At 39.1% G+C, this 14,697-nt stretch carries 13 protein-coding genes and 2 pseudogenes; 12 read left to right on the top strand and 3 right to left on the bottom strand.

Features of this window, described 5'->3' with window-relative positions; translation table 11 throughout:
* Positions 1 to 65: 65 nt before the first annotated feature.
* Positions 66 to 179 (bottom strand): annotated as a pseudogene (locus tag AB7942_RS18270) (DnaB-like helicase N-terminal domain-containing protein); the annotation flags it as partial.
* Positions 180 to 188: 9 nt separating this feature from the next.
* Positions 189 to 527, bottom strand: a complete 339-nt coding sequence (locus AB7942_RS18265) for a replicative helicase loader/inhibitor (RefSeq protein ID WP_369447981.1) — start codon at positions 525 to 527, stop codon at positions 189 to 191.
* Positions 528 to 836: 309 nt separating this feature from the next.
* Here AB7942_RS18265 and pdxR point away from each other — a divergent pair, with 309 nt between their 5' ends.
* From pdxR to AB7942_RS18245, 4 genes and pseudogenes are all read left to right on the top strand, one after another.
* Positions 837 to 2,267 carry a MocR-like pyridoxine biosynthesis transcription factor PdxR gene (gene pdxR, locus AB7942_RS18260; protein ID WP_369447980.1) on the top strand — a complete coding sequence of 477 codons (1,431 nt, stop codon included), beginning with the start codon at positions 837 to 839 and terminating at the stop codon, positions 2,265 to 2,267.
* 254 nt (positions 2,268 to 2,521) lie between these two features.
* Entirely contained in the window at positions 2,522 to 2,791 is a 270-nt protein-coding gene (locus AB7942_RS18255) for a hypothetical protein (protein ID WP_098932227.1), read from the top strand.
* A gap of 84 nt (positions 2,792 to 2,875) precedes the next feature.
* Positions 2,876 to 3,103 (top strand): annotated as a pseudogene (locus tag AB7942_RS18250) (4-oxalocrotonate decarboxylase); the annotation flags it as partial.
* Between the two features lie 24 nt (positions 3,104 to 3,127).
* The gene (locus AB7942_RS18245; protein WP_214716441.1) at positions 3,128 to 3,310 is read left to right on the top strand and encodes a 4-oxalocrotonate tautomerase; all 183 of its coding nucleotides are present in this window, start codon (positions 3,128 to 3,130) and stop codon (positions 3,308 to 3,310) included.
* 175 nt (positions 3,311 to 3,485) lie between these two features.
* Here the strand turns inward: AB7942_RS18245 and AB7942_RS18240 are convergent, their stop codons facing one another.
* Positions 3,486 to 5,306 (bottom strand): helix-turn-helix domain-containing protein, encoded by a 1,821-nt coding sequence (locus tag AB7942_RS18240; RefSeq protein WP_369447979.1) that lies wholly within the window; start codon positions 5,304 to 5,306, stop codon positions 3,486 to 3,488.
* Between the two features lie 246 nt (positions 5,307 to 5,552).
* On the opposite strand from AB7942_RS18240, the gene AB7942_RS18235 reads away from it, so the two are divergent.
* The 8 genes from AB7942_RS18235 (at position 5,553) to AB7942_RS18200 (ending at position 14,689) form a co-directional block, all read left to right on the top strand.
* The gene (locus AB7942_RS18235; RefSeq protein WP_369447978.1) at positions 5,553 to 6,692 is read left to right on the top strand and encodes an acyl-CoA dehydrogenase; all 1,140 of its coding nucleotides are present in this window, start codon (positions 5,553 to 5,555) and stop codon (positions 6,690 to 6,692) included.
* Positions 6,693 to 6,836: 144 nt separating this feature from the next.
* Positions 6,837 to 8,804 carry an acetate--CoA ligase gene (locus AB7942_RS18230; protein WP_369447977.1) on the top strand — a complete coding sequence of 656 codons (1,968 nt, stop codon included), beginning with the start codon at positions 6,837 to 6,839 and terminating at the stop codon, positions 8,802 to 8,804.
* Positions 8,805 to 9,016: 212 nt separating this feature from the next.
* Positions 9,017 to 10,378 carry an acetyl-CoA carboxylase biotin carboxylase subunit gene (gene accC, locus AB7942_RS18225; protein ID WP_369447976.1) on the top strand — a complete coding sequence of 454 codons (1,362 nt, stop codon included), beginning with the start codon at positions 9,017 to 9,019 and terminating at the stop codon, positions 10,376 to 10,378.
* Positions 10,379 to 10,389: 11 nt separating this feature from the next.
* Positions 10,390 to 10,602, top strand: a complete 213-nt coding sequence (locus AB7942_RS18220) for an acetyl-CoA carboxylase biotin carboxyl carrier protein subunit (RefSeq protein WP_369447975.1) — start codon at positions 10,390 to 10,392, stop codon at positions 10,600 to 10,602.
* Positions 10,603 to 10,634: 32 nt separating this feature from the next.
* A complete protein-coding gene (locus tag AB7942_RS18215; RefSeq protein WP_369447974.1) occupies positions 10,635 to 11,561 on the top strand; it encodes a hydroxymethylglutaryl-CoA lyase in 927 nt (308 codons plus the stop codon).
* Between the two features lie 13 nt (positions 11,562 to 11,574).
* The gene (locus AB7942_RS18210; RefSeq protein WP_369447973.1) at positions 11,575 to 12,357 is read left to right on the top strand and encodes an enoyl-CoA hydratase; all 783 of its coding nucleotides are present in this window, start codon (positions 11,575 to 11,577) and stop codon (positions 12,355 to 12,357) included.
* A gap of 28 nt (positions 12,358 to 12,385) precedes the next feature.
* Positions 12,386 to 13,930, top strand: a complete 1,545-nt coding sequence (locus AB7942_RS18205) for an acyl-CoA carboxylase subunit beta (RefSeq protein ID WP_369447972.1) — start codon at positions 12,386 to 12,388, stop codon at positions 13,928 to 13,930.
* Positions 13,931 to 13,987: 57 nt separating this feature from the next.
* Positions 13,988 to 14,689 (top strand): CoA transferase subunit A, encoded by a 702-nt coding sequence (locus AB7942_RS18200; protein WP_369447971.1) that lies wholly within the window; start codon positions 13,988 to 13,990, stop codon positions 14,687 to 14,689.
* Positions 14,690 to 14,697 lie beyond the last annotated feature (8 nt).

Here is a 14,697-nt window from a genome sequence, read left to right as displayed (position 1 = left end):
TTAATTTGAGGATTTAAACTTAAAAAAATCTCACTTTCGATATGGAGGGTGGGATTTTTATTTTGCAATTCCTTCATCGCTTGAAACAGGAGCTGATTTCGTTTCTGCGAAAAATGGCATGGCTCTAATGTGATTTCATGAATCAGTTCAGGAGCGAGAAAGACCGCGCCTAATAGGATGCTTCTGCTTCAAACAGATTTTCTTGCTGAATATTCGGCAAGCCAATCAGGTAATGGATTTCGGTGGTTAGGAACGCGTTCGTGTTCAATTCTCTCCCGTCCTTTCCTCATCCATTTTTGTAATGTTTCTGGAAAATTATTTTCTTCCAAAGGGAATACAGCAATATCAGCAATCGCAGGTGGAAAAGGACTTTTTCGAATGTGGTTTTTCACCTTCGCCATTACCTTTTCATAATCCATTTCAGAACAAAATTGGAACCATTGCTGGACCGTCTCGTCCTTAAAAATGCAGTTGGGATAAACCGATTCAATAAGTATTAAAAGTTTGACTACCTCTTCCTTGGTCAATGCGATTCCTCCTCTAACATAATTTTCTCTTCATGAATCAGCCATTCCACCCGGTCACACATGGATTCCTTTTTTGACTTTTTAGGCTGTTTGCCGTTTTTCTCTGCTTCTATTATTGACTGGATGGCCTTTTCGCAATACAACGCGCTGTAAGTTATAATAAAAGTGGATGGTTAAATTTATGATAATTTGGATGGTAATTAATTATTATGAACAATAGGTTTTTTTAAAAGTTCATAACAAACGATTAATAATATTAATAAAGAAACATAATAGTTAGACTACATTACATAATAAGGACTGAAATATATGGATTGGAAACCAGATCGCCAAGCCAAAAAAGCTATCTATAAACAACTTGCTGATTATATCGAAAATGGAATTGCAGATGGTACGTTTCCTCCAGATAAACCATTACCTTCTGAAAGAAATTTAGCTAAGGACCTTAACATAAATAGAAGTACAGTAGTTGCAGCATATGATGAATTGGAGTCAAATGGACTAATACAAAGGAATAGAGGAAGCGGGACGACCATAAGTAAAGATATCTGGGGAATTACCAAGAAACGTATACCGAACTGGAACAGGTATATTGAAGCAGGATCGTTTTTACCTAACTTGCCTATAACACAGAGGATAAGGAAGGAAGCAGTAGAACAGAAGTTAATCAATCTAGCTAGCGGCGAACTGTCAGAGGATCTTTTTCCGCTGAAATACCTAAGTGAGATTACTTCTTCTAGATCGTTTATAGGAAGCTTAGGTTATGATCATCCGCAAGGAAACGCAATATTAAGAGAAACGATTGCAAAGCATGTTAAGCAATATAGAAAAATTGAAACAAATCCTTCATCCATATTAATTACATCTGGGGCACAACAAGCATTGCACTTGGTGGTTCAATGCCTATTAAAACAAGGAGATGCAGTTGCATTGGAAGATCCCTCTTATAACTATAATCTTCCGATTTTTAAATCAGCAGGACTGAGACCTTATTTCATACCCGTAAACCAAGATGGTATTAACCCGGATGACTTACTTTCATTACATAAAAAGCATCGAATCCGAATGATATTTTTGAATCCTGCTTTTCAAAATCCAACAGGAGCCTTACTTCAGGAAAAGCAACGGAAAGCGATCTTAGAAATATCTTCAGAACATGGTATACCTGTGGTTGAGGACGATCCTTATAGTTTAACCTCGTTTACAGGGGAAAATATTTCTACTCTAAAATCAATGGATATTAATGGAAATGTCTTATATATTAGCTCTTTAACAAAAATCGTTGCTTCTGGATTAAGAATTGGTTGGATTATTGGCCCCACACCTGTTATTGAGAGATTATCCGATGCGAAGCAGCAAATTGATTTTGGTCATGCTAGTTTTACTCAGTGGATCGCAAATGATTTTTTAGAATCGGAAAATTTCCATTCTCATATCGAAAATTTAAACAAACAATTAGAAAAGAGAAGGGATCAAATTATTACTAGTCTTATATTTTATTTAAAGGATAAAGTTGATTTCTCCATCCCTCAGGGAGGAATTCATATTTGGTGCAGGATAAAAAAAGAAGTGAATGAAATGCAATTACTGGAGGAATCAATCAGAAGAGGAGTTATTTATGTCCCAGGTTACACGATGGGGTCCAAAAAAGGTTTTGTTCGTTTTACATTTGCTAGGGAAAATGAAGAATTAATACATGAAGGAATTAAACGGTTTGCGGAAGCACTTGGATCTATTTAATACTTAAAATTAGAAAGGATCATGTTCATAGGATTACTATAACATTCATTTCGGCAAATCCATTTCAGTTATGTTATAATACTATCAAATCAATGATAAGCGCTCGAATTTTAATTTTTTTCATAATATATTTCTAGCAAAGATATTTTGAAATTCACTTTTCAATTAATACCCAAGCAGCTAATAGTCATTTCCTCACAAGAAACAACGGTATAGGAGCGGTAATCAAATAATTTTATCAAGGAGTGAATTAAATGGTTATTCGAAGTAAAGCCGATGTTGAGTTCTTTTGTGAGAGGTTTGGTGATTTGGCCATCTGGGATGGTTCGAAGCACTACATTGCCCTACAAGATGATCAAAACAACGGAACAGTTACATTTATGCGTTATCCAGATGGCACGCTTACTGCTCATAGGAAGTATCAAACCTTTTGGGATATAAATGAGCTTCCGGTTGATAATAAAGATATATGGCGGTATAGAAAAGTGCTAAACAGTTACTTGAAAAATTTCAATAATTATTAAAGGTGACTTCATTTGGTGGAGTCGCTTTCTTCATTTTCGAGTTACGAGAGGTACAAAGAATTAACCAAAATTAAAAAGTCATAAATAAAAAAAGAGAGCAAGGAATTGGGCGCAGGGGCTGCTGTTCTTGGCCACCCAGCCCACTCTGTGGCGATGCTTGCCAATATGCTGGCAAGAAAGGGTGAAAAGGTTCGTAAGGGTGACGTGATTTTAACTGGCGGCATTACTGCTGCCATTAAGTTTAACTTTGGCGATGTTGTAAGTGGGAAATTTGATGGTTTTGGCGAAGTGTCTTTTACCGTGACAGATTAATAATTGTAGAGAGCAGGGATTTTAATGCCTATTATTCATGTGCAGATGATGGAAGGTAGACCGAAAGAAAAAGTGGCTGAATTAATTCGCAATGTCACGGCCACCGTATCCGAAACATTGGATTCACCAAAGGAGAATATAAGAGTCCTCGTAACCGAGATTCCTAAAACACATTGGGGAAAAGCTGGGGAGCCGGTTGAAAAATAGAAAATGACTTGAGCATGGTGGTAACACCACCATGCTTAAGTTTAATAATGTAAGTTTAAAAATGAGGGGAAATGGCTTGTGCTCGAAAATAAGAAAGATAATTAGAGTACAAAAAACCGACTTCCATTAGGAGATCGGTATTTTACGTTATCGGTAAGTAACCTATAGTTTGAAATTAAATTAAGGCAACACTAGTATTATCTTTTATATATTGATATATATTGATTGCTAAATGAATATTAAATAAAGGTTGACTATCATTCAAGTCCGTTAATAGAATTTCCTCAATTCGTTTTAAACGATAGCTTAAGGTATTTGTGTGAATATGTAAAGAATCAGCCGTTTTCTTTATGTTTTGATTTTGGTCTAAATAAACAATCAAAGTGCTTAACAGTTCGCCTTTTCTAGATTGTTCATATTCAATGAGGGGACCTAATACTTCATGGATAAAATCAATCAATTCTTCCTTTGAATTTTGTAAAATAAACCTCTGAACGCCAAGGTCTGTATAACAAAGGACTCTATGATCAAAACGATAGTTTTTGAGAAACTTTATGCACTTTGTCGCTTCTACAAATGACTCGTGGACAAAGATAAGCCCCTGCTTAATTCTTCCAATCCCAATTGATACGTCTATCTCTCTATATTTATTTTTAATCTCATGATGTAAAATTTTTGCAAGTTCTTTTAATTCAGCAATAATATTGGACGAAGAAACTCTTGAATGCAAAGATAGAAGGGCAACGATTTGATTTTCATCCCTTACTGCCATTACTTGCGAGTTCCTCCCAAGTAATGTATTGGCCATATGGAGTAAATTCCTTATGAAGTGATCGCCGATCACCTTTTGCTCGTTTAACTTATCCTCAAAATTAATAAGTATGGCAACATAGTTTCGGTTAGGGTCAAAATTTAAATTTTTTGCTTTCTGAATAAGTGCTTCATCGATCTGTCCTGAAAAAAGCTTGGTCACGAATTCACCTCTTAAACGCTGCTGTGTTTCAAAAACGGCTTGCTCTTTTCCCAGTTCAAGTGAAATGACTGTACAAGCATGTTCAAGAGCAGCGATATCCACCTCATTCATTTTTTGTTTTGAAAGGATGATTAGCCCGCCTAGAGACTTTAATTTGGACCCAAGTGGCAATACAACTAATTGATACGTTTCATCATTTAATGTTATTTCGGAAACGGTATGTGAGTTTTCAAGTGTTAGGATAATTTGTTTTGCATACGCTTTCATATACTCGGTCATTTCAATTGAAAAGGAGGAATAGCAGGCAGAAGCCCTAAGTTCACCTATTTCATCAAAGAGAAACATATGTTGTCCTATTGTTTTATGTATAAAATTCATAATCGATTGAATTCCTTCTCCATTTACAACGAGATTGGCCAGGTTCCTATGTATTTCGATTGAATGGGAAAGCTTCTGAACCATTTTTTCTTTCTCATAATAAAGATTGGATTTTTCCAAGGCAACTGCTACTTGGTGGCCAATCGCTTCTAATAGATTAATATCCTCTTGCTTAAACTGCAAAGATTGTTCAAAAGAGTCCAATGTAATCACGCCAATACATTTTCCGTTTTGTAAAATAGGTGAAGAAATGACAGATGTAAAATGAAAATTACTCGGAATAGACTGATCCAATAAATCTCCGTTATATGGCGTTAATGTTGACAACGCCTGTTTAATTTCTATCTCATCCCAAAAAATGAGACATTTTTTGGCAGCAAAAGACATCCCAGTCATGGATTCACCGCTAACTAGTTTAATTTGCCTAAAAATATGTGGATAAAATAATCCTTGAGCTGATTTTGCGATGAGTCGATTCTGGCTTTTGTCAAAAATCCATATAGAGCCTCCTCCTGCCGCTTCAACGACAGATATCGTTTCAGTCATGATTGAATCAAAGATCGTATCAATATCTAATTTGGAATTGATAACGTTGGACACATGGATTAAGGACTTTAGTTGCCGATGGGTTAATGTATCTTGCATCTGTCATCATCCTTTCTCTAAGATTTTTTACATTTCATCCATTTTCGTGTTTTTGTGTAAAAGACACAAATTTTTCATATTAATATTCATGAAATTGTACATAGCATAATATTCATAATGATTATATTCTTATTATAAGAAAGTTATGAAAATAATGAAAGGAGTTCAGCGTAAAAAGATAGGTAGTGGAGGCTTAATTTTTTTTGCTTGAAACAATCGGAATATTTAGAAAGGGGTTGAAGATAAATGAATTTTGATTTAACGAAAGAACAAGAGATGATACGCAAGTTAGTTCGAGATTTTGCTGATGCAGAAGTTGCTCCTGGAGCGGATGAACGTGATCGAACGGGGGAATTCCCTAAGGGAATTTTTGCAAAATTAGCAGAGTTAGGGATCATGGGTCTGCCTTTTCCTGAACAATACGGTGGAGGTGAGGCTGACACGATCAGCTTTGCAATTGTCGTTGAAGAACTTAGTCGTGTTTGTGCATCAACAGGAATTACATATTCAGCACATATTTCATTAGGAGGAGCTCCTCTTAATTTATTTGGTACACATGAGCAAAAAGAGAAATACTTAACACCAATTTGTACGGGAGAGTCTTTTGGAGCATTTGGATTGACTGAGCCGAATGCAGGCTCCGATGCAGGGGGAACCCAAACAACAGCAGTTCTTGATGGAGATGAGTGGGTCATTAATGGCTCGAAATGTTTTATTACAAATGCAAGCTATGCTAATCACCTTGCAGTGACAGCGGTAACAGACCGCTCAAAAGGAATTAACGGAATCAGCGCATTTATTGTTCCTACAAATGCTCCAGGATTCACTGTAATCGACAACTACGAAAAAATGGGTCTGCATGCCTCAAATACCACAGAACTTATCTTAGAGAATGTAAGGGTTCCAAAAGAAAATCTGCTGGGAACAGATGGAAACGGTTACAAACAATTTTTAGCTACGCTTGATGGCGGAAGAATTGGAATCGGTGCCATGGCTGTAGGTATTGCTCAAGGAGCCTATGAAAAAGCTCTTCAATATGCAAAAGAAAGAAAACAGTTTGGAAAGAGTTTAGCCAACTTCCAGGCAATCCAATTTAAATTAGCTGACATGGCAATGAATATTGAATTAGCCCGGAATATGGTTTTTAAAGCAGCTTGGTTAAAGGATCAAGGAAGAGCCTTTAAAAAGGAAGCGGCATTTGCGAAATTATTTGCTTCGGAAATATGCATGAGAGCATGTGATCAAGCCGTTCAAATTCATGGCGGATATGGATATATGAAGGAATATCAAGTGGAGCGATTCTTCCGTGATGCGAAACTCTTGGAAATTGGTGAAGGAACATCTGAAGTTCAACGAATGGTTATTGCCAAACAAATTGGATGTTAATGAATTATTTTATTTTAGGATGGCTGTGTTAAAGGTGATGGTTGATCTTAAGACTACGTTGATTGGAGCGAAGCGTCTGGAGCGGAAATCAACAGACTAGTAGAGACATAGTGATTAAATAAAAATTGTTAAAGGAGCCATTACATGGATATCAGTGGAATTTTACAAGTAGTATCAAATAGCAAACTCATTTATCCAGAAGAAGAAAAAGTCCGTTCAACCTCCATTGGGAGCAGCGAAGCATTTCAAGAACTTCTTAAACAATCACAAGAAGATCCTGCTAAATTTTGGGATCGTGCAGCCCGTGAACTTGTTTGGTATGAACCATGGAATGAGACCATTAGTGGACAACTACCCGATTTTCGCTTTTTTTCCGGCGGCATTAGTAACCCAAGTGTAAATTTACTTGATCGGCATGTAGAAAATGGTGGAGGAAACCGGACCGCTCTCATTTGGGAGGGTGAAAACGGGGACACCAAATTTTACACGTATAATATGCTTCTTGCTGAAGTAAATCGTTTTGCGAATGTTCTTAAATCATTTGGTGTAAAAAAAGGTGATTGTGTTGCTATTTTTCTTCCCAATCTGGCAGAAGCCTTTATTTCCGTTTTAGCTTGTTTTCGAATTGGTGCTATTTACAATACAATTTTCTCAGGATATTCGGAAAAATCATTGACAGACCGTCTCATCAATTTTGAGCCAAAAGTATTGATCACTGCGGATGCAACAGAACGTCGTGGTAAATTCATTCCTTTAAAAGAAAAAGTTGATCATGTTGTACCATTTATCCCATCGATCGAAGCAGTCATTGTTGTCGACCGATTAGGTTCTGAGGTTCAAATGAAAGAAGGGCGAGATTACTGGTGGCATGAGCAGACAAAAGCGGCAAGTATCGTTTGTGAACCAGAGAGAATTGAAGCGAATGAGAGCGGTATTGTGTTTTATACAAGTGGTACGACAGGTAAACCAAAAGGCGTCGTGCATTCCGGCATGGCTTTTGTCACACAGAATTACACATATGCCAAGTATCATATGGATCACCATCAAGACGATGTTTTCTGGTGTACCGCGGATATCGGCTGGTTAACCATGCATATTTGGGGAATTACAGGTGCCTTAGCGAATGGTGTAACAACCGTTGTCTTTGAAGGGGCTGTTGATTATCCAACAAAAGATCGTTTTTATCAAATCATTGAAAAATACAGGGTGAATAAACTGTTTACTGCCCCAACAGCATTAAGAATGTTAAAAAGTATGGGAGAAAAGGCAATAGAGAAATTTGATTTATCGTGCCTCGATGTCATTTCCCTTGTTGGAGAACCTTTCGATCCGGAAACCTGGCATTGGACATATGAAGTTTTAGGAAAGAAGAAGGTATATATCAATAATACTTGGGGTCAAACCGAAACCGCGGGATCGCCTATAGCTGGAGCAGCTTGGCTGACGCCGATGAAACCGGGTTCCTCAGGTACTGCCTTTTTAGGTGCGGTTATGGATATCGTTGATGTAGAGGGCAATCCAGTTAAACCTGGTGTCTTAGGAAATCTGGTTATTAGAAAACCATTTCCTATGCTATGCCGGACACTTTGGAAAGAACCAGAACGATATTACGCATCCTATTATAGCCAAGTGGATGGCTGCTATTATGCTAGCGACCTAGCATTAATAGATGATGATGGATATTTATGGGTAGTTGGCCGTTCAGATGACGCATTTAATGTAGCCGGACACCGTTTAAGTACAATGGAGATGGAGAGTGCTGTACTTGAATGTGAGGGTGTCTCTGAAAGCGCAATCATTGGGATCCCAGATGAAATTAAAGGAGAAGTTCCGCTCGCATTTGTCCGTTTGGCCGATGGTTATGAAGGAACAGAGGAATTAAAACAACTAATAAATAATCGCATCATTCAACAAATTGGTAAGATTGCAATCCCAAAATCAATTATTTTTACAGATATGTTGCCGAAAACAGTCAGCGGAAAAATCATGCGCCGCTTATTAAAGGAAATTGTTGTATCAGGAAAGGTTTCCGGCGACATTACAGGACTAGAAGACCCGACGACGGTTGTACAAATCCAAAAAATAGTTGCTGAAAAGTCATCAGTTAAATAGTTATTAATTAGAGACAGTCATTTGTCAGGAAAATCACCGGCAAATGACTGGTTCCATATTACTAGATTAAGAGTTAAAGATAAACGTAAAGAATGTTGCAAAATGAATAATTAGACTTTTACATATCTCCTTAATCATCAAAGTTTAAACTTTGTAATGATGCTGACGAGTTTTGAACCTTCTTAGATAAAAGATAGAAAGGGTGGAAAGGCATGTTCAAAAAAGTTTTAATTGCTAATCGTGGCGAAATTGCTGTCCGTGTAATCCGTACATGCAAGGCCTTAGGGATTACCACAATTGGAGTTTACTCAGAGGCTGATGCGGATGCTCCACATGTAAAAATGGCAGATGAGGCCTATTTAATCGGAGGTTCCCGTGTAGCAGAAAGCTATTTAAATATCAATAAAATTCTAGAGGTCGCTCAGCTTTCAGGAGCGGAGGCTATTCACCCGGGATATGGCTTGCTGTCTGAAAATACGGACTTTGCCCGCCGCTGTGAGGAAGCAGGACTTGTATTCATCGGGCCTTCACCAGAAGTTATTTCTAAAATGGGAAGTAAGATTGAATCACGCAAAGCGATGGAGGGAGCGGGTGTTCCTGTCGTTCCAGGGATTACCTACCCACTGGCAGATGAAGAGGAAGCGGTAGAAGCGGCGGGCCGCATCGGTTATCCCGTTATGCTAAAAGCCTCCGCTGGGGGTGGCGGAATTGGAATGCAGGTGGTCCATAACGGGGATGAAATCCGAAAAGCATTTGCGGGGAACCAAAAGCGGGCTACTGATTTCTTTGGCGATGGAGCAATGTATATTGAAAAATTTGTTGAAAATCCAAGACATATTGAGATTCAAATCTTGGCAGACAGTTTTGGAAATACCGTTTACCTTTGGGAACGTGAATGTTCGATCCAACGCCGTCATCAAAAAGTCGTAGAGGAAGCCCCATCATCGTTTATTACTGAAAAAACTCGTACCAAGATGGGGGAGGCTGCAGTAAAAGCGGCTCAATCAATTGGGTATAAAAATGCAGGAACAATCGAGTTCTTAGTTGATGAAGAGCAAAACTTCTACTTTCTTGAAATGAATACCCGTTTACAAGTAGAGCATCCTGTTACGGAAGAAATTACAGGTTTGGATTTAGTTGAAGAACAATTACAAATTGCTGCAGGTGAAGCTCTGAAATTTTCTCAAGAAGACGTAAAACGTGAGGGTCATGCCATTGAGGTTAGAATCTATGCGGAAGATCCCAAAACATTTTTCCCTTCACCTGGAAAAATAACAAAATTAGAGTTGCCGAACGGTCCTGGAGTTCGACATGAATTAGCCATTCACGGTCAATCCGCAGTCACTCCTTTTTATGATCCAATGATTGCTAAGCTTGTCGTCAAAGGCAGCAATCGTGAAGAGGCAATAAATCGTCTGCAAGCTGCATTAGCTGATTATCATATTGAAGGTATTAAAACAAATATCCCAATGCTGCAAGAGGTTATTGCCCACTCGGCATTCCATTCAGGTGATACGACAACAGACTTTGTTAACAAGTATTTAAAGACTAAAAAAGAAAATAAAGTAAAATAGGAGGAATTATCATGAGTGAAGTAATTGCAGTCATGGCAGGAAATGTATGGAAGGTATTAGTTAAAACTGGAGATCAGGTAGAAGAGGGCCAAGATGTTGTGATTTTAGAATCGATGAAAATGGAAATTCCAATTGCCGCTGAATTCGATGGAACGGTGAAAGAAGTGAAAGTGAACGAAGGCGACTTTGTTAATGAAGGCGACGTCATTGTAGTAGTTGAATAAAGCCTGGATAAAGGTTGAAAGGAGATGAAACAATGAAGTGGCCGGAAGGTGTAACGATTAAAGAGGTTGGTCCTCGTGATGGATTGCAAAACGAAAAGGCATTTATATCAACAGAAGATAAAATTGCTTGGATTAATCAATTGTCAAATAGTGGACTAAAACATCTTGAGATTACCTCTTTTGTTAATCCCAAATGGATTCCTGCACTTTCAGATGCAGTTGCCGTTGCTACTGGCATTACCAAAGTGCCTGGTGTCACCTATACAGCACTCGTTCCTAACCTTCAAGGTTTGGAACGGGCATTTAAAGCGAACATTGATGAAGTAGCAGTTTTTATGTCAGCAAGCGAAACACATAACCTAAAAAATATCAATAAAACGATTGGCGAGACTTTCCCTGTGTTACGGGATTTGGTCAGAGAAACCATTTCAGCAGGAAAATTAAGCAGAGGTTATGTTTCTACTGTTTTTGGCTGTCCGTATGAAGGTGATGTTGATATCGATGCGGTCATAAGAGTGACCGAAACATTATTTGAAATGGGTATTGCAGAGTTGTCTCTCGGGGACACAATCGGTGTGGCAAATCCAAGGCAAGTTCAAAATGTGTTGGAAGTTTTATTAAAAAGATTTCCAGCAGATAAATTAGCAATGCATTTTCATGATACACGTGGAACGGCTTTGGCCAACATCTTAGTATCGTTAGAAATGGGAATTACCATTTTTGATTCTTCGCTTGGCGGCCTAGGAGGTTGTCCTTATGCGCCTGGAGCATCCGGAAACGTGGCAACAGACGATTTACTCTATATGCTTCACGGGATGGGAATTTACACTGGTGCTGATCAGCAAAAGCTGCTTCATGCATCCCAATTCATTCAGGAGAAACTTGGCAGACCTTTACCAAGTAAAAGTTTTCAAGCCGCGAGTTCCAAGCTGAGTGGAAAGCTTGGAAATGCTTTGTGAGAAAGGTGAGATCATGAGTAAAACCATATTAGTTAACAAGATGGAAAACGGAATCGTGATGATTACTTTAAATAGGCCGGAAGCTGCTAATGCTTTATCCTTACAGATGTTAGAGGGGCTTAAGGGCGCCATTCTTACCTGTAAATATGATCGATTAGTCCGCTGTATCGTCATTACAGGGGCTGGGGAGAAAGCTTTTTGTGCGGGAGCTGATTTAAAGGAACGAGCTGGAATGGATCCAGTTGAGGTGAGGAAGACGGTTTCTTTGATCCGTGAAACTATCAACTCTTTAGAATCATTACCACAACCGGTCATAGCGGCAGTGAACGGCGTTGCTTTTGGCGGAGGAACTGAACTAGCGCTCGCTTGTGATATTCGTATTGCCTCTGAAACTGCGAAACTTGGACTGACGGAAACATCATTGGGAATTATTCCTGGTGCAGGCGGAACACAGCGTTTACCAAGATTAGTAGGAAAGGGACGTGCTAAAGAGCTGATTTTCACAGCAAGACGAATTGATGCAAAAGAAGCCCTTGAGATTGGATTAGTAGAGTATACGGTCCCTGTTGAAAGCTTAATTGATAAAGCATTAGAAATTGCAGGACAAATTGTTCGGAATGGTCCGATTGCCGTTGCACAAGCAAAGTTCGCAATCGATAAAGGCTATGATGTTGATATAAACACCGGTCTTGCCATTGAGCAAAATGCCTATGAAGTGACGATGCCAACAAAAGATCGTTTAGAAGGATTACAGGCTTTTAAGGAGAAACGCGCCCCAATCTACAATGGTGAATAAGAAAACTAGATTAATAGGAGGAAAAATAATGACAGTGGATATGAAACCTTTACAACAAACTCTGAATGATCGAGTCGAACAAATCAAAAAGGGCGGAGCTCCCAAATATCACGAAAAAAACCAAGAGCAGGGAAAACTGTTCGTCCGCGAGCGTTTATCATTATTATTCGATCCTGGCTTTGAACTGGAGGATGCGCTATTTGCAAACTGCATGGCGGGGGATCTTCCTGCAGATGGTGTTGTGACAGGGATGGGCAAGATTAATGGCCAGCTTGTCTGTGTGATGGCTAACGATTCAACGATCAAAGCTGGTTCTTGGGGAGCTCGGACGGTTGAGAAAATCATTCGAATCCAAGAAACAGCTGAAAAACTTCGGGTACCATTATTATACCTGGTAGATTCTGCTGGAGCGCGGATAACGGATCAGGTGGAAATGTTCCCTGGGCGTCGTGGGGCAGGAAGAATCTTTTACAATCAAGTAAAACATTCAGGTAAAGTTCCTCAGATCTGTATTCTGTTTGGACCATCTGCTGCTGGTGGAGCCTATATTCCAGCTTTTTGTGACATTGTTATTATGGTTGATAAAAATGCATCGATGTACCTGGGATCACCGAGAATGGCCGAAATGGTTATTGGTGAAAAAGTAACCTTGGAGGAAATGGGCGGCGCGCGCATGCACTGTTCTGTTTCAGGCTGTGGTGATGTTCTTGCAAAAAATGAAGAAGAAGCCATTTCAATGGCAAGAAACTATCTTTCTTATTTCCCTGCTAATTTTTCAGAGAAACCGCCAGTTCGTGAGTCTGTGGCTCCTAAACCATTGAAAAAACCATTAGATGAGCTGATTCCGGCTAATCAGAATGCACCATTTAATATGCATGATCTAATAAACGGGATTATTGATGAAGACTCCTTTTTTGAAATCAAAAAACTTTTTGCTGGCGAACTTATTACAGGACTTGCCCGCATGGATGGGAAACCTGTCGGAATCATTGCCAATCAGCCGCGTGTTAAAGGCGGGGTATTATTCCACGATTCAGCAGATAAAGCCGCAAAATTTATTAATCTTTGTGATGCCTACCATATTCCCCTTTTGTTTTTAGTTGATGTGCCTGGATTTATGATAGGTACAAAGGTAGAACGGGCAGGAATCATTCGTCATGGTGCGAAAATGATTTCAGCAATGGCTGAAGCAAGTGTTCCAAAAATCTCTGTTATTGTACGTAAAGCATATGGAGCTGGTCTTTATGCAATGGCTGGCCCTGCATTTGAACCGGATGCTTGTCTTGCATTGCCTTCTGCTCAAATTGCGGTTATGGGACCAGAAGCAGCAGTTAATGCCGTTTATGCTAATAAAATTGCAGAGCTTCCTGAAGAGGAGCGAACCGCATTCATAGAACAAAAACGTGAGGAATATAAAGAGGACATTGATATTTACCATCTAGCTTCCGAAATGGTGATCGACGGTATTATTCCAGCAAACTCATTGCGTAAAGAGCTTGTTAATCGTTATGAGGCATACTCTTCAAAATATCTCATTTTTTCAGAACGAAAACATTCTGTATATCCGGTCTAATTTTTAACAGTTAATTTCAAATGTAAGAGACTTTATCTTAATAAGGAGGCGGATCCTGTGAAGAATGGAAAAATTGTAAACTCCTTTGTGGAAGCAATACAAGATATTTCAGATGGCGATACAATCATCGTCGGTGGTTTCGGACTGTGCGGAATTCCGGAAAAAGCAATTCTTGCCTTAAGAGATCAAGGAACGAAGGATTTAACAATCGTTAGCAATAATTGTGGTGTTGATGATTGGGGGCTTGGTCTGCTGCTTGCAAATAAGCAAATTAAGAAAATGGTTTCATCGTATGTCGGTGAAAATAAAATTTTTGAAAAGCAGTTTTTAAGCGGTGAGCTTGAGGTCGAACTAGTCCCTCAAGGAACGCTTGCTGAACGAATTCGTGCCGGCGGCGCCGGAATACCTGGTTTTTATACGGCTACTGGGGTGGGAACTCCAATTGCAGAAGGAAAAGAGCACAAGGAGTTTAAAGGAAGAACCTATTTATTAGAAGAGGGAATTATCGGCGATTTTGCCCTGGTGAAAGCCTGGAAGGCCGACCCGCTTGGAAACCTTGTTTTCCGAAAAACATCACGCAACTTTAATCCATTGGCTGCAATGGCCGGGAAAATTACAATTGCAGAAGTCGAGGAAATCGTTGGGGTAGGAGATTTAAATCCAGAAGAAATCCATACGCCAGGAATCTACGTTCAACGTGTGCTGCTCGGAACAAACTATGAAAAACGGATAGAAAGACGTACAGTAGTACAAGCCTAATAGTTTAA

This window comes from Neobacillus sp. BF23-41, assembly GCF_041106275.1.
Note: the sequence above shows the minus strand (reverse complement) of the source record. Positions and strands in the feature narration are given on the sequence as shown.

Coding starts and splice junctions, on each gene's coding strand:
- pdxR (WP_369447980.1), top strand. CDS start 837: ATGGATTGGAAACCAGATCGCCAAGCCAAAAAAGCTATCTATAAACAA.
- AB7942_RS18255 (WP_098932227.1), top strand. CDS start 2,522: ATGGTTATTCGAAGTAAAGCCGATGTTGAGTTCTTTTGTGAGAGGTTT.
- AB7942_RS18245 (WP_214716441.1), top strand. CDS start 3,128: ATGCCTATTATTCATGTGCAGATGATGGAAGGTAGACCGAAAGAAAAA.
- AB7942_RS18240 (WP_369447979.1), bottom strand. CDS start 5,306: ATGCAAGATACATTAACCCATCGGCAACTAAAGTCCTTAATCCATGTG.
- AB7942_RS18235 (WP_369447978.1), top strand. CDS start 5,553: ATGAATTTTGATTTAACGAAAGAACAAGAGATGATACGCAAGTTAGTT.
- AB7942_RS18230 (WP_369447977.1), top strand. CDS start 6,837: ATGGATATCAGTGGAATTTTACAAGTAGTATCAAATAGCAAACTCATT.
- accC (WP_369447976.1), top strand. CDS start 9,017: ATGTTCAAAAAAGTTTTAATTGCTAATCGTGGCGAAATTGCTGTCCGT.
- AB7942_RS18220 (WP_369447975.1), top strand. CDS start 10,390: ATGAGTGAAGTAATTGCAGTCATGGCAGGAAATGTATGGAAGGTATTA.
- AB7942_RS18215 (WP_369447974.1), top strand. CDS start 10,635: ATGAAGTGGCCGGAAGGTGTAACGATTAAAGAGGTTGGTCCTCGTGAT.
- AB7942_RS18210 (WP_369447973.1), top strand. CDS start 11,575: ATGAGTAAAACCATATTAGTTAACAAGATGGAAAACGGAATCGTGATG.
- AB7942_RS18205 (WP_369447972.1), top strand. CDS start 12,386: ATGACAGTGGATATGAAACCTTTACAACAAACTCTGAATGATCGAGTC.